This window comes from Taylorella asinigenitalis MCE3 (assembly GCF_000226625.1).
In the GTDB taxonomy this organism is placed as follows: Bacteria; Pseudomonadota; Gammaproteobacteria; order Burkholderiales; family Burkholderiaceae_B; genus Taylorella; species Taylorella asinigenitalis.
In genome coordinates this window covers 1,254,137-1,279,278 of the sequence record NC_016043.1, presented here as the reverse complement: position 1 = coordinate 1,279,278, position 25,142 = coordinate 1,254,137, and the positions used below count along the sequence as shown (strand labels likewise).

Here is a 25,142-nt window from a genome sequence, read left to right as displayed (position 1 = left end):
ATTTGAAATCATAAGTAATTTTATTATTTGCTTAAAATTATGTCAGAAGAAAATAAGTTATGGATTGATAGATTTGTAGACTCATTATGGTTAGAAGAGGGTCTCTCTAAAAATACCTTAAATTCCTATCGTCTAGATTTAAATTCCCTAGACAAATTTTCTGCTGAAATTAGTAAAAATTCAAATTTACTTGAATTAAGTGCAAACAATCTGAACGACTGGTTGCAAAAACTGAGTGTTGAATCTAAACCTACAACTATCAATAGAAAATTAGCCACTGTAAGAAAATTCTACGCATGGGCAATTCGGCAAAATCTAATTAATAAAGATCCATGTTTAGGACTTGTGACTAGAAAAGTCCCGCAGAGATTGCCTAAATCAATTAGCGAAGCTCAGGTAGAGGAGCTTTTGAACGCCCCCGACACTAAAACTGCCTCAGGTCTTAGAGATAAAGCGATGCTTGAAGTCTTGTATGCAACGGGGATGAGAGTAAGCGAACTCATTGCCATCAAAACAAATGAATTAAGTTTAGATGCGGGTGTTGTTCGAGTGACTATGGGAAAAGGAGCTAAAGATAGGCTTGTTCCAATAGGGGAGGAGGCAGAAATTCATGTAAAGAAATACTTAGAGGAAGGAAGGCCGCAGCTTGAACATCAAAAGAAAAATAATTTTGTTTTTCTAAATAAATATGGTCAGGCTATGACTAGGCAAGCTTTCTGGCAGATTATTAAGAAATATGCCAAATTTACAAGCATAAAAATTCCACTCTCACCACATGTACTAAGACATGCTTTTGCTACACATCTTCTAAACCATGGGGCTGATTTGAGGGTTGTGCAGATGCTATTAGGACACGTAGATATTTCTACTACTCAGATTTATACTCATGTCGCTCGTGAGAGACTTAAATCATTACATCAAAAACATCACCCAAGGGCATAGAAAAAAAGCCTCTTTGTTATAATTTAGAGTTTACACCCCGTAGTTCAATGGATAGAACAAATCCCTCCTAAGGATTAGATGCTGGTTCGATTCTGGCCGGGGTGGCCATCCGCTCTATCCTCCAATAGTGTCTTAAATATGCAACTTTATTAAAATAAAGGGTGATAGTTTAATTCCCTCACAAAATTTAAATTATATGACGAAATAAAAATTTCTGTTTATTTCCAAATATATAAGAAAATTACAACTACGATAAGCCCCAATTAATGTTGTAAAAATATCGTTTTATAATGTGTGTAATTTATAACAAAATGTAATTTCGTAATTAGTTATGCAACCAGTATTTTTCATATCCCATGGTGGTGGCCCTTGGCCGTGGATTCAACAATGGGAGCAGTCTTACTCAAAGTTAAGAACCTCTCTACATAATATTCCAAGTTTGCTTGAATTTCAGCCTAAGGTTATTTTGATGATTTCAGCCCACTGGATTACTAGAGGTGGGTTGGGCATTATGAATAATCCTCGTCCTCCTATGCTTTATGACTATTACGGATTTCCGCCATACACATATTCCATTCATTACAATGCACCTGGTCATCCTCAGTTTGCTAAAACCTTAAATTCTCATCTTAAATCATATGGTTTTGAAACTTCTTTTGATTCGGAACGAGGTTTAGATCATGGGGCTTTTGTTCCTTTGGCGGTTGCATTTCCAGAGGCTCAGATTCCTGTGGTTCAATTGTCAATTGAGGCATCTTTCGATCCTAATTATCATTTGGCTCTTGGTGAGGCTCTCAAGCCACTAAGAGGAGAGGGTGTATTAATTATAGGCAGTGGACTGACATTTCATAATATGCATTTATTTAATCCTGAGGGTTCCCAACCATCCGAAGAATTTGATGCATGGCTTCAAGACTCGCTTATCGGTAAGACTTATGAACAACGCAAACAGTCTTTAATAAATTGGGAGATGGCACCTAGTGCGAGAGTCTGTCATCCTCTAGAGGATCATTTGATTCCTTTAATGGTTGCAGTAGGTGCTGCTGGTTCCGATGAAGCTCAATTAAATTATTATGAGCAGTCTGCTATGGGCGGAGTTACAGTAAGCGGATACAAATTTGGTTAATCAATAACTGGAATTTGTCTTCGTAAGGGAATTTTCTGCGTTTCTTGTAAGAGCCCATAAAATTCCCAAACCCAATATCCAATACATAGTTCCTTCATTGTGGCTAAATACCGCTTGAGTTAATCCAAATACTATATATCCCGAAACAAAAATTACACCTATTGATGCGGGTAATGTAATAGAAGGATTATGTTTTCCTATAGCTCTTTTTAAGAAATAAGTAAAACTTACAAAATAAACAGCAATTAGTGCTAGTAAGCCAAAAATGCCTCGTTTTACAAACTCATTTATATATTCATTATGTGGATGTCTATGGAGATATACATTAGATGAAACAAGCCCTTTAGAGTAATCAGATTTCATCTTTTCCAAGTATCCAACTTCCCCCCAACCAGTTAAGGGCTTTTGCTCAATCATATCAGCCGATAAGCGCCACATTTCTAATCTAGACAAAATTGAAGTATCCAAAGTTGAAGGGTTGGTGGCTTTGGTAAATACTGTATTGACCATTAAATCAACTCTTGTTTGGAAATTTGTATTTAATTGATAAAAAGTAAAAAGTGCAATTATTAATATGCTTGAGGTTGTAAATAGAAAGAATATTGACCTTTTAAAAGGTCTAATACAAATTAATGAAACTAATAAAAGTCCGATGGGTAAATAAATCCATCCACCTCTTGATCCTGAGAGAATTGAAGCAATCAATCCCAGTAGAAAGCCAAAAACCCCTAATAGAATATATAAGCTCTTTGGCTTAAGTTCATTAAGATAAAAAAGTGTTATCAGAGACGCAAGCCCCCAAACTAAAGCGAAATTACCGAAATGAATTTCAAGCATATCCCCGTTTGCGCGTACAAAATGAAACATAAAAATATCTTGAAGTGCAAATGCTCCAAATACTATTGCACCCAATTGAACGCAGAGAACAAATATCCATTTTTCAAAATGGATAAATCTTAGACAATAAACAAATAATAATCCTAAAAGAATTTTGCTTGGGCGATCATAAAAACGTCCCGACTCTCCATAATAAATGCTCACGGCATATGATATGAACACCATAATTGCTAAGGATAAAAATAACGCCCAGTCCCAACGAGACATAGAATAAAAGCTATCTAGTTTTCGAAGCTTAAATATTAAAAAAAGGCTTGCTAAAACTAGTAGTACATATGAAACTGAGTAGCCATTTGCTAATGCACAACCGAACACAAAAAATACGATTATGCCTAAATAAAATGTTTTGTTTATCAGAGGATGAATTCTAGAATTCATATTTAGAATATGCTCATTTGAGAAGCTGCAGATGAACGTGTATAACGAAAGGTAATTGTACTTTGATAATCCTCTCTAGTTCCTACTTTAACGCTCAAATCCCATGTAGGAATCGCTGCTTGTTCCTCCATTTTCTTTATAAATTTACCTACTTCTAATTCCCCAGCTTGCCTAAGTTTGTATACAAACTGTTCTTGGGCAGACCAAATTAGTCCGTCTTTAGGACCTGGTAAGTCAGGGTTGTAAGTAAATCCAGGATAACGGATTGCATATCCATCAGTAATTTTGTCGTTAGTTGGAAAATCCACTTCACAACCAATAGCCGCTTCAAGTGCAGCTTTAGATGGAACGTAGCTAGGTGATTTTAAATTTCCAGCCCTCAAAGCCAAAAGTTCATCGCATAAATTTACGATTTCATTTGGACTGACATTTGATAAAAACTTAATAATAGTGGTCCAATTTTTGTTTTTTTGGACTTGACTAGCACAAGCTCTTAAGTGTTTTAGCTGCTCGTTATTCATAAAAAATTAACATAGATTTCGTTAAATTTTAGCAGACTATAATTAGTGAAATACTTTGACAATGGTGTCCTATGCCTCTTTCAGACTTTGACTCATGCACTTTAGATGATCTTAATAATATTCCAACCCAAGACATATTGATATTGACAGCAAGCAATCGACTAACTTTTGATGTAAGAAGGCAGTTAATTTCACATCTAAAAAAAACAGATTCAGAGAGAAAAGTATTTGAACTGCCTAGTGCGTTTTCATTCAAAAGATGGATTAGGAATTTTGTACCTGATCTGCAGTTCCAATTTCCCAATATGCCTGTTGTCTTGAACGATATTGCAGAGAATTATTATTGGAATATGGCTTTGGATAAACCGAGCATGAAAAATCCTGATGAGCACAAACCCAAAAATAATAAAAATTTAAATGACACTGAGTCATTTATTAAAAATTGGTACGAAAGTAGTAATTTTGGAGAGAATAGAAAAATTGAAAGTGATGAAGATCGCTTCGTTCTACCAATGCTATCTCAAACTAAAGCCGCAAGATTGGCTGCAAATGCTCATAAATTATTGTGCGATTGGTCTATAAAAGTAGATGGTTTTGAACGTACACCTGAGTATGAACTATTCTCTAAGTGGAGAGAAAAGTATCTTAAAAATTTAAAGAAAAATGAGTTCTGGGATTCAGTTAAACTTAACGAAAAAGTCCTAGAAAATATTCAAAACGGCATCTTAAAAGTACCTAAACATATAGTTTTGCATGGTTTTTATAAAATCACTCCCTACATGCAAAGTATTTTGAAAGTATGTGAGCAAAAAGGTTCAACGGTACGAGTTTTATATACCCAAAGACCTCGTGCTTCTGAAGTCTCATTGTTTAAGGCTAAGGATATAGAGACTGAAATTAAGTATGCTGTCGATTGGGCTTCTAAATTGCTCGATGCTGACCCAAATAAGAAAGTGGCCATAGTTGTGCCTGAGTTGCAGTCAAATCTTTTACTTTTGCAAAGAGAACTTAATGGCTTGAAGAATTGGCATATCTCCTTAGGACGCCCTCTAATTGAATGGAGTTTAATTAAATCGATTATCTATTGGTTTGAACTTATTCTTAATTTACATAAACCCAAAATCCCCCTCCTTTTAGTTGGCAATGCTCTCCTTAAAGCTGAATTTGGTTTCACAGAGAAAGAAAGGGAGAAATTAGCTCATATAGATTTTGAATTAAGAAAACGAACTGGTAGATATATTTCAAACAAAGATTTGTCAGAGATTTTTTATAAAAATTTCCATTTAAAAACAGAAATTCTGTTGCGTGAAAATGATGACTGGATTAATGCTGGAAACAAAGATATAAGCCATTGGGCAGATGCTTTCAGGATTACATTAACTGAATTTGAATTTCCATCAGATGCACCAATAAATAGCCATAACTACCAATTATGCAAGGCCCTTGAGACAGTACTTAATTCCTTAAGTGCCATGCATCATATGCTACCTGAAATTGATGCACATGAGGCAGTTAGTTTATTAAAACAAAGTCTTACTGAAACTGTTTTTCAATTTCAAAGAGATGCTAATTCTAAGCTTGATGTTATAGGCCCATATGAAGTTGAAGGTGGAAGATGGGACCATGTGTGGGTGTGTGGATTGCAAAGCAAAACATTGCCACAAAGTCCAAGTCACAATCCTTTAATTCCACTATATGCACAAATTAGGGCAGGAGTCGATTTAACCACATGGGACAGCACTTGGGAGCTATCGGAGCAAATTTTTAACGGTATTCTCCATACTTCGAGTGATATTGTTTTAAGCTATTCGGAACAAAATGATAAACAGAAACTATTTCCGAGCCCTTTATTGCAACCATTTTTAGAAGACGAAAAAGAGCTTGCACCAATTGAAATACAAGCTCGTGAAAAAGCTATTATGCAATTATTAGACGATAGGCAAGGTCTTCCATTTGACGATGATATAAGGCGTGGTGGGTCTAATATGGTGGAATTACAGTCATTAAATCCTCTTTGGTACTATGCAAAATATAGATTGCATGTTGAGGATTTAAAACCCTATCCAAAAGATGATTACGACTCATTAGTTAGAGGTAATTATCTACACAAAATTCTGGAAATTTTTTATAAAGAACATAGGTCCTCAAATTCATTGGCACAGATTGAAAATTTAGAAGAAGATATCGATAAATTTATAAGACGTGCTTCAAATGAAATTCTTGCTCATATTGATTCTTCTGTTATACGTGAATCTATCGAGCAGTCTGCAAAAAAAGTGATTTTATATTTTCTAAAGTCTGAGTTGATGTGTAGAGTGCCGTTTGAAATTGTTCATTTAGAAAAAAATGAGCAATATTCTAAAGGGTATATGGATGTAAATTTTAAAGTAGATAGAGTAGATAAGGTTGGCGATAAATATTTAATAATCGATTACAAAACATCAAATCCAACAACGTCAAGCAATCTAAAAAAATATTGGATTGATAGAGAGCGTATGAAAAAGAGCCAACTGCCTTTTTATGCATCTTTAATTGAAGATGAGATATCAAATAATGTAATAGGTGTTTTGAATGTTTTTCTACATCAAGGGCGCATAAGTAACAAAAAAATAAGTAAAACTTATGCTGGTGTTTTAGGTGATGAAACTCTTTTTGAAAATTCTTCTGATGCAGTTGATATGCAGCCTTTAAATTCAGAAGATTGGATTAATACACTACAAACTTGGCGGACAAAGATAGATTCATTGCTCGAAGAAATTGAAGAAGGTCATGCGCCTAACTCATATTTAGACTTAAAAGATATGGAGTATTGTGAGATAAAACCTTTCCTTCGACTCTTTGACCAAAATGAAAACGAGGTTCAAAATGACGAATAAAATTTCACCAGATCAAAAGCAAAGAGACCTTGCATTAAATCCACAAAAATCATTTATTGTTCAGGCACCTGCAGGTTCTGGAAAAACTGAGATTTTATCTTTAAGAATCTTGTCACTTCTATCAATTGTAGAAAAACCTGAGCAAATATTAGCAATTACATTTACAAAAAAAGCAGCATCCGAAATGCTTGAGAGGGTGAGGCACAAACTCATTGCCTACAGCAATCCTGAGCCAGAATCTGAATTTCAAAAATTGTCGTGGAAACTAGCTAATGATGTTGTAATAAGAGATAAAGAAAAAAATTGGAAGCTCTTAGAAAATATTGATCGTCTAAGGATTCGCACAATTGATTCTTTTACAAATAGTCTAGTAAGAAATACTCCTCTGATTTCTGGTGTTGGGTCTGGAATCGATGTTACGGATGATTCAGTAGACCTTTTTATGGAAGCTGTTGATTTAATGCTTGAAGAATACGACTCGTATCCCTTCTTACAAGAAGTTCTTAAGCATTTGGATATGCGATTTGATATCTTTAGAAACCTTATAGTTGAGATGCTTAATAAGCGCCAGAATTGGCAGGATGTTATTAAACGTAAAGTGCCATCGCAACAGGTTTTTCAGGAGTCCTACGAGAATATCGCAAATGGCTATCTGAAAGATTTATCAAGACAAATTAATCATGAAGACTTGAAATTAATTATATGGCCATTGATTCGAGCAAATTATTTAGAAGTATTATCAATTCATAAAGGTTTTTTGAAAGCTAACGATCCAGACTTTGTTCCAGGTTTCTCATTAGAACATATTCCATTTTGGAAAAAAGTGAGGGAATATTTTTTAACGAATGAGGGCAAAGTAAGAAGTCAAGCCGCTAGGGCTCCTAATATTGATACCAAAAGTAAGTACTTCGAACCCTTTAAAGAGTTGCTTTCTCAAAATAAAAATAATACAAATCTTGTTAGGGCACTTTTAAATGTATGTTACCTACCAGATAGGTTTACAAGTCTGATTCATAATTACGAAATTTTCTTTGCGACTTTGGAATTTGCATTAGAAAAACTCGAAGTGGTTTTTGCAAAACACTCAAAAATAGACTTTACTGAATCTGCTTTTAGAGCTTTAAAAGCTCTTGGTGAGGCAGATGACCCTACAGACCTGCTTCTCAAAATCGATAATGACATACAGCATGTGCTTATTGATGAGTTTCAGGATACCAATTTAATGCAAAAGCAATTGTTAGAAAAAATCTGTTCTGGGTGGCAACGTGACGACGGTCGGACAATTTTTTTAGTCGGCGACCCAATGCAATCTATTTATAGATTCCGTCAAGCTGAAGTTGGTATCTTTATTGAATACGCAAGAAAAGCTAAGATTAACAATGGAAAATCATTGCAGGAACAAAACGGTGTAGTAGGTGAAGTGCCTCTTGAGTTTCTAAGTTTGAGCGTAAATTTCAGATCAAATAAAAATATTATCGATTGGGTAAACAAAACTTTCTCAGATAAATTTCCAATTCTGGATAATTCGGACATGGGAGCTATATCATTTACACCGTCCGAAGCTTTTAAAGATGAGTCACCAGATCAAAGTGTTCTTTCGTACGTATACCAAAGAGATATGGATAGTTGCTATAAGCAAATGGTTGATCAGGTAAGAAGGGCTCTGAGTGAAAATTCTGATTCATCTAAGCCAGTGGGAATCTTGGTTAGATCTAGAAGCCATCTAGAAGATTTGGTTAAGCAATTAAATGATGCTGGAATACCCGTGAAAGCTATTGAAATGGTTCCTCTAGGAAATACTGAAGAGATTATGGACCTTGTTCAATGTATAAGAGCACTTAGTCACAAGGGAGACAGATTAGCTTGGTTGTCTACTTTAAGGTCTCCTCTATGCGGTCTTTCTCTTAATACATTAACGAAAATCTTCGAGTCTAGAAAAAAAATGTCACCTCCTGAGGCTATCAGAGAGGTTCTTTTAGATAAAAATTTTAAAGCTTCAATTGAAGAAGATGAATTTGCTCGATTATTTTATGTGAGTGATAACTTGCTTCGTAATCAACTGAATTTTACGGATATAGCTTTCCCGCATTTTGTTGGTTCTGTTTGGGAAGATCTAGGTGGAAATAAAATTTATTCTAGTGCAACTCAACAAGCAAATATAAAAAGAGTGTTTGAGTTATTGGAAAGTGCTGCACCTTATGGAGATTTCAAACTTGAAGATTTCGAAAGAAAGTTATCTAAACTCTATGCTCAAGACATAGTTCAAGGGCCTGTAGTTGAAGTTATGACCATGCATGCAGCCAAAGGGCTTGAATTTGAAGAAGTGTTTTTATTTGGCCTTAATAAAAAAGCACAAAACTCTAAATCCAGTCTTATAGAGTTTGAAAACGAAGGATCTAATTTCTTAGTAAGCTACATTACTGAAAAAGCTACTGGAATAAAAGATGATTTATATGAGCTAATCTCAATAAGAAATAAAGAAAGAGAAGCTTATGAAACTATGCGACTTATCTATGTTGCATGTACAAGAGCCAAGAAAAAATTGCATTTATTTTTAAACATTACGAATGATAAGAATGAGGCAGTTAAAAATTCAGTTGCAGGTATGCTTGATCTTATAACTGATATGGAAATTAGAGCTGAAATTTATAAAAATGAAAGTGAAGAGGAATCAGAGGACCAAAAAGAAGAGGGCAAAATTGAAAATATTGATAATTCCCAAATCCGAAGGCTTAGTTTTGAGGAATTAAAGGCACCTACTGCAGAAAGCTCGTCCATTGCCAACTTAGCGGTAAGAGAAACTAAAGCATGGCAGTTTGATGATCAATTTATGGCTTGTGTCGGCCATGTTGTGCATATGTGGCTTGAAAGGATGGGTAAAGACAGGCTTGAAGGCTGGACTTTAGAAAAAATAAAAAATTCTCGAGGTCTAGTGCAAAATCATTTATTTGCATTGGGATTACCTAATGTCGCTCTCACTCGTGCAACTACACGTGTTATTAAACTTTTATGCAAAGCTTATGAAGATGAAAATGCACATTGGCTTCTCACCCATGCAAATGCTATTCAGGAGTGGTCTTTGTATGATGAAATCGCCACTGAAAAACGTTTTGATGTAGTCGTGGATAATGGAGATCATTGGCTATTGGTGGACTTTAAAACTAATTTGCCACATGAGGAAGAGGAGATTGAGGATTTTATAAAACGCATGATTAGAATCTATACGTCTCAATTAAATCAATACGCAGAATATCTAAAATCCTTTGATAATAGACCAGTAGTTAAGAAACTTTTCATTTTGCATACGTGTGATTTTATAGATATTTGATTATTACCGTTGTGTTAAAATTCGTAGCGGTGGGCCCCTTCGCATGGGTCGGCAGTGAATCTGGTCAGGTCGGGAACGAAGCAGCCACAGCTGTGCAGATCTAGTGCCGAAGTCAGGCTCACTCTTCTTTTTAGGATCATCGATGAGCTATTTAGTTCTTGCTCGCAAATGGCGCCCTAAAGACTTTTCAAGTCTTGTAGGTCAAGACCATGTAGTTAAAGCCTTATCGCACGCTTTGGATACTGAGCGTCTTCATCACGCATGGTTGTTTACTGGAACCCGCGGGGTAGGGAAAACTACATTAGCACGCATCTTAGCTAAATCCTTAAATTGTGAAACAGGTATTACTTCTAAACCTTGCGGTGTTTGTCAGGCATGTAGACAAATTGATGAGGGTAGATTTGTAGATTATATGGAATTTGATGCCGCTTCAAACCGCGGAGTTGAAGATATGACGGCACTTATTGAGCAAGCAGTATACGCCCCATCAGTAGGAAGATTTAAGGTCTATACCATAGACGAGGTGCATATGCTTTCGGGCACGGCTTTTAATGCCATGCTTAAAACTTTAGAAGAGCCTCCTCCACATGTAAAGTTTATTTTAGCGACAACTGATCCACAAAAAATACCTATCACTGTAGTGTCCCGTTGTTTGCAGTTTAATTTGAAAAATATGGCTCCTGAGCAGATTGTTTCTCATCTTGAATATGTGCTTGGTGAGGAATCAGTCTCGTATGAAAGACCTGCATTAAGATTATTGGCTCAGGCTGCAGCTGGCTCTATGAGGGATGCATTATCGATAACAGACCAAGCGATAGCATTTTCATCAAATAACATAACACTTAGTTCTGTTAGAAGCATGCTTGGCTCTATTGATCACACCTTCTTAGCTAGGTTATTAAAAAATTTACTATCAGCAGATGCTTCTGGTTTAAAAGAAGTAACTGATGAACTTGCAGCTAAAGGGTTTTCATTTTCACAAGCACTAGAAGATTTAGCTGTACTTATATCTAAAATCGCAATCGAGCAAAAAATCCCTAATACTGTTAGTGAAGAGGATTTGTTATTTGAAGAGATAAAAGAAATAGCTAAGAGTGCAGATCCAGATTTATTGCAGCTTTTCTATAGCATTGCCATCCATAGTAGGAAGGAACTAGGATTTTCTCCAGATGAATATTCGGGTTTTATGATGGCATGCTTGCGTATGATTTCGCTAGCAGATGGCGGATCAATACTTCCAAAACAAGAATCTACTGAATCTAATCCTCAGCTTGAGCCAGAGGGTAAAAAAAAAGTCCACAGCTAGCCGTAGCTTTTGAGGATTTGAACGAGAACACCTGGACGGAATTAGTTAATACATATAGCGAGACAGGTTTTAGTCACCAAATAGCAATCAACTCTGAATTTTTAAAAACTGAGGGTGATGTAATCTACCTGAAATCGGATATTCAAGAAGTTATATTAGATAAACATAAAACTAAATTAGAAAAATTTCTAGGTGATTATTTCGGACGAAAAATACAAATATATTTTGAGGCTGGGGATGTCAAAATCACTTTGCATAATAAGCAAAATGAAGAACACAACGCTAGGATGGCTGAAGTTATGAAAAAAATAGAAAGCAATGATTTTATTAATGATTTAAAAGAGCATTGCCAAGCTAAACTTATACCTAATTCAGTTACAATAGCCGATAAAAATTTAAAGGACTAACATTATGATGAAAGGTAAGATTGCTGGCTTGATGAAGCAAGCTCAGCAGATGCAAGATAAGATGAAACAAACACAAGAGGAGCTTAGCAACACAGTAGTTGAAGGAGTTGCTGGCGGAAATCTAGTTACAGTTTCTATGACTTGCAATCATGAAGTAAAACGTGTCTCCATCGATGATTCTGTCCTTGAAGAAGATAAAGAATTTTTGGAGGATTTGATTGCTGCAGCTCTTAACGATGCACATCGTAAAGCAGAGGAGACTTCAAAAGAGAAGATGGAAGCTGTGACAGGCGGTTTAACTCTTCCTGGTGGAATGAAACTTCCATTCTAATTTATGACTCGAGAACCTGAGCCACTCCAAGCACTTGTAGATTCAATTGCGAATTTACCAGGTATTGGTGTTAGAACCGCTAGGAGACTGGCTTATCACCTATTACAGCACGATAGGAGCGGGGCAGAGTATCTTGCTATAAATCTTCAAAGGGCTTTGCAGACACTTAAACATTGCCACAAATGCAATAATTTCTCTAGCACGGATATATGTGATATTTGTGCATCAAGCAAAAGAGATGCGTCTCTTTTATGCGTGGTTGAGACTCCTGCGGATTTGGTTCGCATTGAAGAGAGCCATGGATTTAATGGGCTATATTTTGTTTTGATGGGCAGGATATCTCCTATGTCATCTAAAGGTGCACAAGGGCTTAACTTTGAACATTTAATTGAAAGAGTTAAGGACTCGGATGTAAGAGAGGTAATCATTGCCACCAACTTTACGGCTGAAGGTGAGACTACAGCTCATTTTATTAAGACATTTCTGACTGAGATGGGTATTAATACATCACGAATTGCTAGGGGTGTACCAAGTGGCAGTGAGCTTGAATATGTTGATGCTGCCACTATTGCATGGGCTTTAAACGATAGAAAGAAATAGTCTCAAACGTTATAATTAAAAGTATTTTTTTTCGGAATTGCACAATGCTTCACGCACTTTTAACTAAGGGAGAAAAAGAATTCCCTAGTGCTATTCTTGCACTGGCTGATGGTACTGTTTTTAAGGGCATTTCAATTGGAGCTGATGGTCATACCACAGGTGAAATTGTTTTTAATACCAGTATGACGGGATATCAAGAAATCCTTACTGATCCAAGCTATTCACAGCAAATTATCACTCTTACTTATCCCCATATCGGAAATACAGGCATTAACAGCGAAGACATAGAGTCTGACGTGATTAGGGCGGCTGGGCTTGTTATTAGAAATTGTCCAAAAGTAGTGTCATCTTTTAGGGCTGAGAAATCATTGCCAGAGTATTTAAAGGAAAACGGCATTGTTGCTATCTCTGAGATCGATACTAGAAAACTCACTCGCATACTTAGAGAAAAGGGTGCTCAAGGAGCCTGCATTTTCGTGGGCGAGGATGAAGAAAAGGCTGTTGAGTTAGCTAAAAACTATCCTGGAATGGTTGGCCAAGATCTAGCGTCTGAAGCATCGGTCAAAGAAAACATTGACTGGACTCAAGGGGCTTGGTCTTTGAAGAATGGCTATTCAAGCGATGTTCCAAGCAAGTTTCATGTTGTGGCTTATGACTTTGGAATTAAATATAACATCTTGCGTCTTTTGCATGAAAGGGGTTGTAAGGTTACGTTAGTGCCTTCGACAACAAAAGCAGAAGATGTATTGGCCTTAAATCCAGATGGGGTGTTTCTGGCTAATGGTCCTGGTGATCCACAAGCTGTTGAATATGCTATTGAGACGGCAAGGGTAATTTTAGATAAGAAAGTTCCATTATTTGGGATATGTTTGGGCCATCAGATTATGGGTTTGGCATTGGGAGCTAAAACTCTGAAGATGAAAGCTGGACATCATGGAGCAAACCATCCAGTAAAAGATCTGCAGACCGATAGTGTATTTATTACCTCGCAAAATCACGGATTTGCGGTGGATGCGGAGACATTGCCACCAAATACTAAGGTTACTCATATATCTTTATTTGACGGCAGTTTACAAGGATTTGAACTTACCGATAGACCAGCATTTTGCTTTCAAGGGCACCCAGAAGCAAGTCCTGGACCTCACGATACTCTCCCACTTTTCGACAAATTTATCGGCCTCATGGAGGCTAAGTAATAATTATGCCTAAACGTACAGATCTCAAAAGTATTTTGATTATTGGGGCAGGTCCAATCGTTATTGGACAAGCATGTGAATTCGATTATTCTGGAGCTCAGGCCTGCAAGGCATTAAAGGCGGATGGTTATAGAACTATTCTTGTAAATAGTAATCCTGCGACTATTATGACGGACCCAGATACGGCCGATGTAATTTATATAGAGCCGATTACGTGGAAGTCTTTAGAAAAAGTAATCGAGATAGAAAAGCCTGATGCGATTCTGCCAACTATGGGTGGCCAAACTGCACTCAATTGTGCTTTGGAGCTGTCCAAAAAAGGTGTATTAGAGAAACATGGAGTTGAGCTAATAGGGGCAAATGCACAAGCTATTGAGAAAGCTGAAGATAGGATGAAGTTTAAAGAAGCTATGTCTTCTATTGGACTAGAGTCGGCTAAATCAGGCATTGCCCACAGTATGGAAGAAGCGTGGGAAGTTCAGCGACGCATAGCTGAAGAGATTGGGACAGCGGGATTCCCTGTAGTAATCCGCCCAAGTTTTACTCTTGGGGGCACGGGCGGGGGCATTGCCTACAATCCAGAAGAGTTTGAAGTAATTTGTACACGTGGATTGGAAGCATCTCCTACGAATGAATTGCTAATTGAAGAGTCTCTCTTAGGGTGGAAAGAATTCGAGATGGAGGTTATTCGCGATAAGGCTGATAACTGCATCATTATTTGTTCAATAGAAAATTTGGACCCTATGGGTGTGCATACTGGGGATTCGATTACGGTAGCACCAGCTCAGACATTGACAGATAAAGAATATCAAATCATGCGCGATGCATCGATAGCTGTTTTACGCGAGATTGGCGTGGATACTGGTGGATCGAATGTGCAATTTGCCGTCAATCCAGAAAATGGTCGCATGATTGTTATTGAGATGAATCCTCGTGTATCACGCTCATCTGCATTGGCATCGAAAGCAACAGGATTCCCTATTGCAAAAGTGGCATCACGTCTTGCTGTTGGATATACTCTTGATGAATTATCAAATGAAATAACGGGGGGTGCAACTCCTGCTTCATTTGAACCGACACTGGATTATGTAGTTACCAAAATTCCTAGATTTGCATTTGAAAAATTCCCACAAGCTGATTCACGTTTAACTACTCAAATGAAATCAGTTGGTGAAGTTATGGCCATTGGTCGCACTTTCAAAGAATCATTCCAAAAAGCATTGCGTGGTCTTGAAGTTGGTGTTGATGGGCTAAATTTAAAAACTGTGGATCTTGAAAAACTTCAAGTTGAACTCGCTGAGCCTGGACCAGAACGTATTTGGTTTGTGGCGGATGCTTTTGATCGTGGCTTCTCTATTGAAGATGTGCATAGACTTACGAAAATAGATTTATGGTTCTTAGAGCAAATCAAAGAAATCGTTGATATCGAACTTGCATTAGAGCAAAAAACTTTAGGTGATATCGATGCGGAAATTATGCGATTACTTAAACGTGAGGGGTTCTCGGATAGACGATTAGCCTATCTATTAGATACTTCAGAATCTGAGATTCGTAAGATAAGAATTCAACAAGGAGTGCGACCAGTTTATAAACGTGTTGATACATGTGCAGCTGAGTTTGATACTAAGACAGCTTATATGTATTCCACATATGAAGAGGAATCGGAAGCATTGCCAACTAACAAAAAGAAAATTATGGTGTTAGGGGGCGGACCAAATCGCATTGGACAAGGGATAGAATTTGACTATTGTTGTGTACATGCGGCTTTATCGCTCAAAAGCGATGGATATGAAACCATTATGGTCAACTGTAATCCTGAGACGGTGTCCACAGACTACGATACGGCAGATAGGCTTTATTTTGAGCCATTGACTTTGGAAGATGTGCTTGAGATTGTGGAAGTTGAAAAACCAGTGGGTGTTATTGTGCAATATGGAGGTCAAACGCCACTTAAACTTGCAAGCGATTTAGAGCTAAATGGGGTACCGATTCTTGGAACCAGCCCAGAATCGATTGATATTGCAGAAGACCGCGAGAGATTCCAAAAACTTTTACAGAAACTTAATTTGAAACAGCCTCCGAATCGAACTGCGAGAACTGAAGAGGAAGCATTGACACTGGCAAATGAGATTGGGTATCCGCTTGTAGTGCGTCCTTCGTATGTTTTAGGCGGTCGTGCGATGGAAATTGTGCATGACCAGATGGACCTTGAGCGGTATATGACGGCGGCTGTTAAGGTATCCAATGACTCTCCTGTGTTGCTAGATCGTTATTTGAATGATGCAATTGAGATTGATGTTGATTGTATTTGTGATGGTACTGATGTTTATGTAGCTGGAGTTATGGAGCATATTGAGCAAGCTGGCGTTCATTCGGGAGATTCGGCTTGCAGTCTTCCACCGCACTCTTTAACTAAAGAGATGATCGAAGAAATTAAACGTCAAACGCGACTTATGGCCAAAGCATTAAATGTTCGCGGTCTTATGAATGTTCAATTTGCAATTCAAGCTAATGAAGTATATGTTCTTGAAGTTAATCCAAGGGCCTCTAGAACAGTTCCATTTGTCTCAAAAGCTACAGGATTGCCAGTAGCGAAGATTGCAGCACGTGTAATGGCCGGAAAATCTCTGAAAGATCTCGGTGTAACAGAAGAGAAATCGCCTAAGCTTTATTGTGTAAAAGAGGCAGTATTTCCTTTTGCAAAATTCCCAGGAGTCGATACCATTTTAGGACCTGAGATGAAATCTACTGGCGAGGTTATGGGAGTCGGTGAGACATTCGGCGAAGCATTTGTGAAATCACAAATCGCCGCAGGAATCGATTTACCTAAAGCGGGGCTTGTATTCTTGAGCGTTAAAGATTCCGATAAGCCGAAAATCATACCTATTGCCAAAGGATTGCTAGATCTTGGTTTCAAAATATGTGCAACCCGAGGAACTGCAAGTGCAATTTATGAAGCAGGCATTCCGGTTCAGGTTGTAAATAAGGTTACGGAAGGGCGTCCTCATATCGTGGATATGCTTAAAAATGGAGAATTGAATCTAGTTATCAATACGGTTGAAGAAAAGCGAAATGCTATCAACGATTCTCGCTCCATTAGGACAAATGCACTTTCTGCTAGAGTTACGGCTTATACGACAATCGCAGAAGCCTCGGCTGCTGTAGAGGGTTTGAAATACTTGAGATTAGAAAAGGGCATTCGTGTTTATCCCTTACAATCTATTCATGAATCGAATCAGGCTGCTAACTAGAATGCAATTGAGAGTAATTCAGATTTACCAAATGAGCTGAAAAAGGGCTTAACCATTGATTCTTCGTGGTTTAGCCCTACAATAAACTATCATTATTAATAGAAACTAAGGAGCAATCCATGAAGGGAAGCCAAAAAGTTATCGAATACTTTAACCATTTAATATCTGGCGAACTTGGTGCCCGCGATCAATATTTCATACATTCTCGTATGTATGATGAATGGGGATATTCAAAATTGTATGAGCGTCTTAATCATGAGATGGAAGAAGAGACGCAACACGCAGACGCATTGATTCGTCGTGTACTTCTTCTTGAAGGCATTCCAAACATGCAGGTTGAGAAAATTAACGTCGGCTCTGATGTTGTAAGCATGCTTAAGAACGACCTAGCCCTAGAGCTAAAAGTTCGTGAGGACCTAAAGAAAGGAATCGTAATATGCGAGGAAGAACGCGACTTTGTTTCTCGTGATATTTTGGTAGATCAGTTGCAAGATACTGAGGAAGACCATGCTCACTGGCTAGAGCAGCAATTACGGCTTATCGACGAGATGGGTCTTCAAAATTACTTGCAGTCTAAGCAGTAATACTTCAAAATGGGAGGGTTTACCTCCCTTTTTTATTTTTTAAAATGTCTTATTTCCCACAGTTTAAAAAAGTTACTTCAATCCAAGCGGGGCAGGTAGTCGCTCCGCACGAATATTTACCTCCCCTTCAATCTCTTCTAATGGGTGCACAACACGTAGTTGCAATGTTCGGTGCCACGGTTTTAGCCCCTTTGCTTATGGGATTTGATGTAAATCTGGCTGTTTTAATGTCTGGATTAGGTACTTTTATCTTCTTTATTTTTGTAGGTGGTCGTGTTCCTAGCTATTTAGGCTCTAGTTTTGCCTTTATTGGAGGCGTTGTCTCTGTAACGGGCTACGCAGCAGGATCAGGCCCTAATCCAAATATTGGCGTTGCATTGGGTGGCATAATAATGTGCGGCTTAGTCTATGCATTATTTGGTCTTTTAGTCTCATATGCCTCTAAAAATGGCAGTGCTACTCGTTGGATTGATAAACTTATGCCTCCTGTTGTTACAGGTGCTATCGTTGCGGTTATAGGCTTAAATTTAGCCCCTATCGCGGCTAAGAGTGCCATGGCTTCTGGAAGCTCTTTTGATGCCATGATGGCAATGCTTACGGTACTAAGCGTTGGTTTTGTTGCAGTATTTACACGTGGTACCGCTCAAAGATTATTAATTCTACTAGGTCTTATATGTTCATATCTAGTCTATTTTTTATTAACTAATATATTTGGATTTGGGATTCCTATAGACTTTACAGCTTTGAATAATGCCCCTTGGTTTGGATTGCCAACTTTAACAGCACCTGAATTTAAGTTTTCTGCGATAACAGTAATATTGCCAGTTGCTGTGATTTTAGTAGTTGAGAATTTGGGCCATATTAGGGCTGTTAGTGCCATGACTGGTCAGGATCTTGATAAATATCTAGGTCGTGCTTTTATGGGGGACGGTGTGGCTACCATGATTTCTGGCTCATTGGGTGGCACTGGTGTCACAACTTATGCTGAAAATATTGGTGTTATGGCGGTCACAAAAATTTACTCCACTCTTTTATTTTTGGTAGCTGCTGCATTTGCTGTATTGCTTGGATTTTCACCAAAATTTGGTGCTTTGATAAATAGTATCCCTGGTCCTGTATTGGGAGGAGTTTCGATGGTCGTATTCGGGCTCATTGCCATCTCAGGGGCTAGGATATGGGTTATCAATCGAGTAGATTTCTCCGATAATAAAAATCTTATAGTCGCTGCTGTAACGCTAATTATGGGTGCAGGAAATTTTGCAATTGAATTTGGAGGCTTTAAATTAGAGGGTATTGGTACGGCCACTTTTACGGCTATTATTCTTTATGCCCTATTAAATTTAAAATCAAAGGAAATACCGAAAACCTAATCTAACTTGTAATTTTATTTTTCTTAATTATAATTACTAAATGTTTGGACGCTCTACGAGTCAGTAGGGCGTCTTTAATTTTTCTTAGAGGGATTATGGCTACACTACCATTGACTAAAGCAGGATCGATTAGACTTACTGAAGAATTACAAAAATTAAAAACGGTTGAGCGACCAGCTGTTATTCAAGCCATAGCTGAGGCTAGAGCACAAGGCGATCTTAGCGAAAATGCTGAATATGATGCTGCTCGTGAAAGACAGGGCTTTATCGAAGCAAGGATTAAGGAATTAGAGGGCGTTTTATCTAATTCTCAAATTATCGAACCGTCAACTTTAGAGGCAGGAGATAAGATTGTCTTTGGTGCAACTGTAGAGCTTGAGGATCTTGATAGTGGCGAGCATGTAAGATACCAATTAGTGGGTGATGCTGAAGCAGATATAAAACTAAATACTATTTCAATATCTAGTCCTGTAGCCCGCGGTCTAATCGGTAAGCATGAAGGTGACACGATTAAAATCAATGTACCTTCAGGCGAAAAAGAATATGAAATACTAAGTGTAGAGTATATTTAATCCTTATTTCTACGACCCGCCCTAAGTGTGAGTGAACTTCCTTTTCTTCTTGGGATTGATGGCTTACGAACAGATTCTTTAGGTTTACTAGTTTTAGAATCAGCTGTCCTAGGTGCGGGTTTACCTGCTTTTGAAATAGGTTTTGCTTTAGCTTTTCCGCCCTTGTTTAGTGTAGTTGAGCTAGTTGGGCCTGCCCTTTTACCTGCGGCAGCTTGCTTTTTAGTTATATAAGCTTCATTAGGAAGTCTTTCGCTAGCTTGACGTGGTTTACTTTGTTTTATAAGTGATCTGTAGATATCGTTTTCTCTATAAATAGTTAAAATCTTACCTACATGGGAGATGATTTCGCAGTTGAGGTTTTTAATTATCTGATCTGCAAGTTCGATTCTGTAAGATCTATCGTCCCCTGCAACTTTAATCTTAATAAGTCCGTGTGCGTTTAAATTGTGATCGATTTCCTGTAAAACAGATTCTGTTAAACCGTTATCCCCAATCATAACCACTGGCTTTAAACTATGGGCACTTGATCTTAATAAACTTTTTTCTTTAGAAGAAAGTTTTTGATTTTTTGATTCAATATTCATGGCTAAAAATAAATTTTCTAAAAATTGGATTCATCAACATATAAATGATCCCTACGTTAAATTGGCTCAACAAAAGGGATACAGGGCTCGTGCCGCTTTCAAACTTATTGAAATTTTAGACACTGAGAAGCTTATGCGAAGAGGAGACATTATAGTCGACTTAGGTTCTTCTCCAGGTAGTTGGTCTCAAGTGGCTAGAGAAAGACTGTTGCATAAAGGCGAGATTGATGGAAGGGTTATCGCACTTGATTTACTACCAATGGAACATATCGAAGGGGTTGAGTTTATTCAAGGCGATTTTAGAGATGATGAGGTTTTAGAACAACTAGAAGAAAAAGTAGGTCATCAACAGGTTGATCTCGTTATTTCGGATATGGCCCCTAACTTATCTGGAATAAGTTCTGCTGACTCTGCACGAATTGAGCATGTGGTTGAGTTGGCAGTTGATTTTGCTACAAATCATCTAAAACCCGAAGGGGCACTTATAGTTAAGGCCTTTCACGGAAGCGGATTCTCTCAACTTGTTGAATTATTTAAGAAAAATTTTGTAAGAGTAGTTGAAATAAAGCCTAAGGCTTCACGCGATAAATCATCAGAAACTTTTATAGTCGGTAAAAGATTAAAAGCAAAATAAAATTCCTTAATATTGTGCTAATCTTGAATAAATATACTTTTACCCTCATATCCAAGTGGTATGGTGTAGAATAATTAGTTCTTTCTATAAGAATTACAATCTATAGAGGATAAATTTTGAATAATTCATTTTCTAAATTCGCTTTATGGGCGATATTCATTATTGTTCTATTTACCGTATTTCGTCAGTACGATGATCGCGGTCCTTATGCTTCTGCTGTTTCTTACAGCCAGTTTATGGAAGACGCTAAGAACGGTAAAATTCAATCTGTTGTCATTCAAGGTAACACCCTAAATGTTACTCAGTCTGATGGTCGTCAGTACGAACTAACAAGTCCTAGCGATATTTGGATGGTTAGTGATCTTATGGAAAACGGTGTTCGAGTTTCTGCTCGACCTCCTGAAAAACCATCATTTTTATTAAGTGCATTAATATCATGGTTCCCTATGATTTTGCTTATTGGTGTATGGATATTTTTCATGCGCCAGATGCAAGGTGGCGGAAAAGGTGGGGCATTCAGCTTCGGTAAATCCCGTGCACGTATGCTGGACGAAAAAAATAACAATATTACTTTTGCGGATGTTGCTGGAGTGGACGAAGCAAAAGAAGATGTTCAGGAAATTGTTGAATTCTTAAAAGATCCTTCTAGATTCCAAAGGCTTGGAGGACGTATTCCTAGAGGTGTGCTTATGGTAGGCCCTCCAGGAACAGGTAAAACACTGTTGGCTAAAGCAATCGCAGGTGAAGCTAAGGTCCCATTTTTTACTATCTCAGGTTCTGATTTTGTAGAGATGTTTGTGGGTGTAGGTGCTTCTCGTGTGCGTGATATGTTCGAAAACGCAAAAAAACACGCTCCTTGCATTATTTTTATTGATGAAATTGATGCTGTTGGTCGTCAGCGCGGTGCAGGTCTTGGTGGCGGAAATGATGAACGTGAACAAACTCTAAACCAAATGTTAGTTGAAATGGACGGCTTTGAATCTGGTCAGTCTGTTATCGTTATTGCAGCTACTAACCGTCCAGATGTACTAGACCCTGCATTACTTAGACCAGGACGTTTTGATAGGCAGGTTGTTGTTAATCTTCCTGATGTCCGTGGACGTACTCAAATTTTAAAAGTTCACATGCGTAAAGTTCCGCTTGCACCAAATGTGGATGCCTCCATTCTTGCACGCGGTACACCCGGGTTTTCGGGTGCGGATTTAGCTAATCTAGTAAACGAAGCGGCACTTTTTGCTGCTCGTAGAAATGGTCGCACAGTTGATATGCTCGATTTTGAAAGAGCTAAAGATAAAATCATTATGGGTGCGGAACGTAAATCTATGGTTATGCCAGAAGAGGAGCGTAAAAATACAGCTTATCATGAATCTGGTCATGCAGTAGTAGCTTATGTACTACCGAAAACAGACCCAGTTCATAAAGTCACTATTATTCCTCGTGGTCGTGCTTTAGGTGTAACCATGCAACTTCCAGAGGAAGATAGATATAGTATGGATAAAGAGCGTCTACTAAATATGATTGCCGTGCTATTTGGTGGCCGTATCGCAGAAGAAGTCTTTATGAATCAGATGACTACTGGTGCTTCAAATGACTTTGAGAGAGCCACAAGCATTGCCAGAGATATTGTTACTCGTTATGGTATGACTGATTCTCTAGGTCCTATGGTTTACGCAGAAAACGAAAACGAAGTGTTCCTAGGTCGAAGCGTAACTAAAACGACTCATGTGTCGGAAGCTACCATGCAACAAGTCGATAAAGAGATTCGCAAAATTATCGATGAGCAATATAAAGTTGCCCGCGATATTATTGAATCTAATCGCGAGAAAATCGAAGTTATGGCTAAGGCTCTGCTTGAATGGGAATCAATTGATGCAGACCAAATCAAAGAAATTATGGACGGAAAAGAGCCTTCTCCTCCTAAAGACCCTGCAGCCCCTTATGATGTGACAGGTGATGCTTCGCCTCCTCCATCTGCTGGTGGTGTAGTTCCTCCAAAAGAATCAGCTAAACCAGTTTAGAATGGTGTCTCCTTTTTTATGCGGTCGATATGAAATCGACCTTAATGAATCTCCGCGAATCATGGGTATCGTCAATGTTACCCCTGATTCGTTTTCAGATGGTGGCTTTCATGCTACTACAGATACTGCAATTGAACACGGACTTAAATTAATTCGAGACGGGGCCGATATTATTGATATCGGTGGGGAATCTACCCGTCCAGGTTCCGATCCTGTAAGTGCGGAAGATGAAGTGGCACGTATATTGCCTGTAATCGAGGGTTTAAAAAATGCGGGTGTACCTATTTCTGTGGACACTTTCAAACCCGAAGTTATGAAGATTGTTCTAGAGGCTGGTGTAGACATGATAAATGACATAAATGGTCTAGAAAAGCCTGGGGCAATTGATGTAGTCTCTAAATTTCCTAAAGCAGGTGTTTGTATTATGCACATGCATGGGGAGCCTAAAACTATGCAGCTAAATCCACCAGACTATCAAGGTGATGTGGTTGCATTTTTGAAGGAATATCTCTTAAGAAGAGCCAAGGAAGCAGAAAGCAAGGGCATTGCCACCAATAGAATTTGCATTGATCCTGGATGTGGGTTCGGTAAAACAATTGATCAAAATTACGATATTCTCTCTAATCTAGATGAATTTAAAGATTTGGGATATGCATTGCTACTCGGCATTTCTCGCAAAATGATGTTTGGCTCTCTTCTTGATATCCCTCCACGAGATAGGGTGGTTGTCAGTGTCTATGGTGCTATGGTTGGGCTTGATTTAGGTGCGAACATTATTCGCGTACACGATGTACTTGAAACTAAGCAGGCCATGATGATTAGAGACAAGATTAATCAGCATAGAAGAAAATGAGTAGAAGATATTTTGGTACTGATGGTGTTAGGGGTGAAGTAGGCGGTGATGTTATCAACGCCGAATTTGCTTTAAGGCTTGGTTATGCTGCAGGAAAGGTTCTAACTAAAGAGCATAAGAACACAAAGCGCCCGAGTGTCCTTATCGGAAAAGACACGCGCGTTTCAGGCTATATGTTGGAATCAGCCCTAGAGGCTGGATTGTCAGCGGCTGGAATCGATGTATTGCTTGCTGGACCAATACCCACTCCTGCGGTTGCTTATTTGACTAAAGCTTTTCGTTTGGATGCAGGTATAGTTATTAGTGCTTCTCACAATCCTTTCTACGATAATGGTATTAAATTCTTTTCTGGAGAGGGTACAAAACTTCCGGATGATGTTGAGCTGCAGATTGAAAATTTAATCGATGAGCCGCTTGGATGTGTAGGATCTGATCAAATTGGCAAGGCTCGCAGGATAAATGACGCTTCTGGTCGATATATCGAGTTTTGCAAAAGTACGTTTGCGGGTGATTTGGATTTGCGCGGGCTTAAAATTGTTGTAGATGCAGCACATGGAGCCGCCTATCGCATTGCCGCACCAGTTTTTCAAGAACTTGGGGCCGATGTCATATCCATAGGAGATAAGCCTGATGGGCTAAATATCAACGATGCAATGGGGGCACTTCACCCAGAATCAATAGCACAAGAAGTAATTAAGCACGAGGCAGATCTCGGCATTGCCCTCGATGGTGACGCAGATCGAATAGTAATGTGTGATAATGAAGGCACAATATATAATGGTGATCATTTGTTGTATGCCATAGTTAAGGACAGACTATCTCGTTACGAACGTATGGGTCGTAATGAAATTTATGCCCTTGACGGATTAGTTGGTACACTTATGACCAATTATGGTTTAGAGAAGCGACTAAATGAATTAGGAATCCCTCTAATTAGAGCAAAAGTGGGCGACCGATATGTTATGCAAGAGCTTCTCGACAAAGGCTGGAAGATAGGTGGAGAGAGCTCAGGGCATATTTTATGTCTTGATCAACATTCCACAGGAGATGGGATTATATCGGCACTTCAGGTTTTGAGAGGTACTGTTAGGCATAATTCTACACTCAAGGACTGGATTGCAGATTTAAATATGTATCCTCAAGTCATGGTGAGCGTTCCATGCGAAAAGGGCTTTGATTGGCAATCTAATAAATCGCTTCTTACTAAAGTGGAAGAAATCAAAGCTCAGTTAGGTAATAAGGGAAGAGTGCTCATAAGACCATCGGGCACAGAGCCTAAACTTAGAATTATGGTCGAGGCTGAAGATAAAAAAGTAGCTCAATCTGCAGTTGATGAATTAGCTGCTGTAGAATTGAGTAATTAGATTT

At 38.2% G+C, this 25,142-nt stretch carries 19 protein-coding genes, 1 tRNA gene, 1 other RNA gene and 1 pseudogene; 19 read left to right on the top strand and 3 right to left on the bottom strand.

Annotation, left to right across the window (positions count from 1 at the left end):
• Positions 1 to 39 precede the first annotated feature (39 nt).
• The 3 genes from xerD to TASI_RS06010 all read left to right on the top strand — a co-directional run bounded on the left by xerD (position 40) and on the right by TASI_RS06010 (position 2,068).
• On the top strand, positions 40 to 942 hold the full coding sequence (gene xerD, locus TASI_RS06020; protein ID WP_014111875.1) for a site-specific tyrosine recombinase XerD: 903 nt from the start codon (positions 40 to 42) through the stop codon (positions 940 to 942).
• Between the two features lie 33 nt (positions 943 to 975).
• Positions 976 to 1,050 (top strand) — tRNA-Arg (locus TASI_RS06015).
• 223 nt (positions 1,051 to 1,273) lie between these two features.
• Positions 1,274 to 2,068: a DODA-type extradiol aromatic ring-opening family dioxygenase gene (locus TASI_RS06010; RefSeq protein WP_014111874.1), complete on the top strand. Its 795-nt coding sequence runs from the start codon at positions 1,274 to 1,276 to the stop codon at positions 2,066 to 2,068.
• Here the strand turns inward: TASI_RS06010 and TASI_RS06005 are convergent, their stop codons facing one another.
• Together TASI_RS06005 and TASI_RS06000 are read right to left on the bottom strand one after the other, a co-directional pair.
• Entirely contained in the window at positions 2,069 to 3,343 is a 1,275-nt protein-coding gene (locus tag TASI_RS06005; protein WP_014111873.1) for an O-antigen ligase family protein, read from the bottom strand.
• 2 nt (positions 3,344 to 3,345) lie between these two features.
• Positions 3,346 to 3,864 (bottom strand): hypothetical protein, encoded by a 519-nt coding sequence (locus TASI_RS06000; RefSeq protein ID WP_014111872.1) that lies wholly within the window; start codon positions 3,862 to 3,864, stop codon positions 3,346 to 3,348.
• A gap of 71 nt (positions 3,865 to 3,935) precedes the next feature.
• Here TASI_RS06000 and TASI_RS05995 point away from each other — a divergent pair, with 71 nt between their 5' ends.
• From TASI_RS05995 to greA, 12 genes and pseudogenes are all read left to right on the top strand, one after another.
• The gene (locus tag TASI_RS05995) at positions 3,936 to 6,740 is read left to right on the top strand and encodes a PD-(D/E)XK nuclease family protein (RefSeq protein ID WP_014111871.1); all 2,805 of its coding nucleotides are present in this window, start codon (positions 3,936 to 3,938) and stop codon (positions 6,738 to 6,740) included.
• Positions 6,730 to 10,068, top strand: a complete 3,339-nt coding sequence (locus TASI_RS05990) for a UvrD-helicase domain-containing protein (protein ID WP_014111870.1) — start codon at positions 6,730 to 6,732, stop codon at positions 10,066 to 10,068. Before TASI_RS05995 ends, TASI_RS05990 begins: the two co-directional genes overlap by 11 nt.
• Before the next feature lie 28 nt (positions 10,069 to 10,096).
• An RNA gene (gene ffs / locus TASI_RS07815) (signal recognition particle sRNA small type) lies at positions 10,097 to 10,194 on the top strand.
• A 16-nt stretch (positions 10,195 to 10,210) separates the two neighbouring features.
• Positions 10,211 to 11,284: pseudogene (gene dnaX, locus TASI_RS05985) on the top strand (DNA polymerase III subunit gamma/tau); the annotation flags it as partial.
• Between the two features lie 107 nt (positions 11,285 to 11,391).
• The gene (locus tag TASI_RS05980; protein WP_014111868.1) at positions 11,392 to 11,781 is read left to right on the top strand and encodes a DNA polymerase III subunit gamma/tau C-terminal domain-containing protein; all 390 of its coding nucleotides are present in this window, start codon (positions 11,392 to 11,394) and stop codon (positions 11,779 to 11,781) included.
• 4 nt (positions 11,782 to 11,785) lie between these two features.
• Positions 11,786 to 12,112, top strand: a complete 327-nt coding sequence (locus TASI_RS05975) for a YbaB/EbfC family nucleoid-associated protein (protein ID WP_028884071.1) — start codon at positions 11,786 to 11,788, stop codon at positions 12,110 to 12,112.
• A gap of 3 nt (positions 12,113 to 12,115) precedes the next feature.
• Positions 12,116 to 12,712, top strand: coding sequence for a recombination mediator RecR (gene recR, locus TASI_RS05970; RefSeq protein ID WP_014111866.1), 597 nt, complete (start codon positions 12,116 to 12,118; stop codon positions 12,710 to 12,712).
• Between the two features lie 44 nt (positions 12,713 to 12,756).
• Positions 12,757 to 13,908, top strand: coding sequence for a glutamine-hydrolyzing carbamoyl-phosphate synthase small subunit (gene carA / locus TASI_RS05965; protein WP_014111865.1), 1,152 nt, complete (start codon positions 12,757 to 12,759; stop codon positions 13,906 to 13,908).
• 5 nt (positions 13,909 to 13,913) lie between these two features.
• Positions 13,914 to 17,159 (top strand): carbamoyl-phosphate synthase large subunit, encoded by a 3,246-nt coding sequence (gene carB / locus TASI_RS05960; protein ID WP_014111864.1) that lies wholly within the window; start codon positions 13,914 to 13,916, stop codon positions 17,157 to 17,159.
• A 119-nt stretch (positions 17,160 to 17,278) separates the two neighbouring features.
• The gene (bfr, locus tag TASI_RS05955; protein ID WP_014111863.1) at positions 17,279 to 17,743 is read left to right on the top strand and encodes a bacterioferritin; all 465 of its coding nucleotides are present in this window, start codon (positions 17,279 to 17,281) and stop codon (positions 17,741 to 17,743) included.
• Positions 17,744 to 17,787: 44 nt separating this feature from the next.
• Positions 17,788 to 19,113 carry a solute carrier family 23 protein gene (locus TASI_RS05950; protein ID WP_014111862.1) on the top strand — a complete coding sequence of 442 codons (1,326 nt, stop codon included), beginning with the start codon at positions 17,788 to 17,790 and terminating at the stop codon, positions 19,111 to 19,113.
• 95 nt (positions 19,114 to 19,208) lie between these two features.
• Positions 19,209 to 19,685 carry a transcription elongation factor GreA gene (gene greA / locus TASI_RS05945; RefSeq protein WP_014111861.1) on the top strand — a complete coding sequence of 159 codons (477 nt, stop codon included), beginning with the start codon at positions 19,209 to 19,211 and terminating at the stop codon, positions 19,683 to 19,685.
• Here greA and yhbY read toward each other — a convergent pair.
• The gene (yhbY, locus tag TASI_RS05940) at positions 19,682 to 20,269 is read right to left on the bottom strand and encodes a ribosome assembly RNA-binding protein YhbY (protein WP_014111860.1); all 588 of its coding nucleotides are present in this window, start codon (positions 20,267 to 20,269) and stop codon (positions 19,682 to 19,684) included. The genes greA and yhbY overlap by 4 nt on opposite strands.
• On the opposite strand from yhbY, the gene TASI_RS05935 reads away from it, so the two are divergent.
• The 4 genes from TASI_RS05935 (at position 20,268) to glmM (ending at position 25,138) form a co-directional block, all read left to right on the top strand.
• The gene (locus TASI_RS05935) at positions 20,268 to 20,903 is read left to right on the top strand and encodes an RlmE family RNA methyltransferase (RefSeq protein WP_014111859.1); all 636 of its coding nucleotides are present in this window, start codon (positions 20,268 to 20,270) and stop codon (positions 20,901 to 20,903) included. The genes yhbY and TASI_RS05935 overlap by 2 nt on opposite strands.
• Positions 20,904 to 21,019: 116 nt before the next feature.
• Positions 21,020 to 22,921, top strand: coding sequence for an ATP-dependent zinc metalloprotease FtsH (gene ftsH / locus TASI_RS05930; protein ID WP_014111858.1), 1,902 nt, complete (start codon positions 21,020 to 21,022; stop codon positions 22,919 to 22,921).
• Position 22,922: 1 nt separating this feature from the next.
• The gene (gene folP / locus TASI_RS05925) at positions 22,923 to 23,774 is read left to right on the top strand and encodes a dihydropteroate synthase (RefSeq protein WP_014111857.1); all 852 of its coding nucleotides are present in this window, start codon (positions 22,923 to 22,925) and stop codon (positions 23,772 to 23,774) included.
• Positions 23,771 to 25,138: a phosphoglucosamine mutase gene (gene glmM / locus TASI_RS05920; RefSeq protein WP_014111856.1), complete on the top strand. Its 1,368-nt coding sequence runs from the start codon at positions 23,771 to 23,773 to the stop codon at positions 25,136 to 25,138. The genes folP and glmM overlap by 4 nt, the downstream gene beginning before the upstream one ends.
• Positions 25,139 to 25,142 lie beyond the last annotated feature (4 nt).

What these genes read in the sequence shown, in the direction of transcription:
- xerD (WP_014111875.1), top strand. Translation starts at nt 40, where the DNA reads ATGTCAGAAGAAAATAAGTTATGGATTGATAGATTTGTAGACTCATTA.
- TASI_RS06010 (WP_014111874.1), top strand. Translation starts at nt 1,274, where the DNA reads ATGCAACCAGTATTTTTCATATCCCATGGTGGTGGCCCTTGGCCGTGG.
- TASI_RS06005 (WP_014111873.1), bottom strand. Translation starts at nt 3,343, where the DNA reads ATGAATTCTAGAATTCATCCTCTGATAAACAAAACATTTTATTTAGGC.
- TASI_RS06000 (WP_014111872.1), bottom strand. Translation starts at nt 3,864, where the DNA reads ATGAATAACGAGCAGCTAAAACACTTAAGAGCTTGTGCTAGTCAAGTC.
- TASI_RS05995 (WP_014111871.1), top strand. Translation starts at nt 3,936, where the DNA reads ATGCCTCTTTCAGACTTTGACTCATGCACTTTAGATGATCTTAATAAT.
- TASI_RS05990 (WP_014111870.1), top strand. Translation starts at nt 6,730, where the DNA reads ATGACGAATAAAATTTCACCAGATCAAAAGCAAAGAGACCTTGCATTA.
- TASI_RS05975 (WP_028884071.1), top strand. Translation starts at nt 11,786, where the DNA reads ATGATGAAAGGTAAGATTGCTGGCTTGATGAAGCAAGCTCAGCAGATG.
- recR (WP_014111866.1), top strand. Translation starts at nt 12,116, where the DNA reads ATGACTCGAGAACCTGAGCCACTCCAAGCACTTGTAGATTCAATTGCG.
- carA (WP_014111865.1), top strand. Translation starts at nt 12,757, where the DNA reads ATGCTTCACGCACTTTTAACTAAGGGAGAAAAAGAATTCCCTAGTGCT.
- carB (WP_014111864.1), top strand. Translation starts at nt 13,914, where the DNA reads ATGCCTAAACGTACAGATCTCAAAAGTATTTTGATTATTGGGGCAGGT.
- bfr (WP_014111863.1), top strand. Translation starts at nt 17,279, where the DNA reads ATGAAGGGAAGCCAAAAAGTTATCGAATACTTTAACCATTTAATATCT.
- TASI_RS05950 (WP_014111862.1), top strand. Translation starts at nt 17,788, where the DNA reads ATGTCTTATTTCCCACAGTTTAAAAAAGTTACTTCAATCCAAGCGGGG.
- greA (WP_014111861.1), top strand. Translation starts at nt 19,209, where the DNA reads ATGGCTACACTACCATTGACTAAAGCAGGATCGATTAGACTTACTGAA.
- TASI_RS05935 (WP_014111859.1), top strand. Translation starts at nt 20,268, where the DNA reads ATGGCTAAAAATAAATTTTCTAAAAATTGGATTCATCAACATATAAAT.
- yhbY (WP_014111860.1), bottom strand. Translation starts at nt 20,269, where the DNA reads ATGAATATTGAATCAAAAAATCAAAAACTTTCTTCTAAAGAAAAAAGT.
- folP (WP_014111857.1), top strand. Translation starts at nt 22,923, where the DNA reads ATGGTGTCTCCTTTTTTATGCGGTCGATATGAAATCGACCTTAATGAA.
- glmM (WP_014111856.1), top strand. Translation starts at nt 23,771, where the DNA reads ATGAGTAGAAGATATTTTGGTACTGATGGTGTTAGGGGTGAAGTAGGC.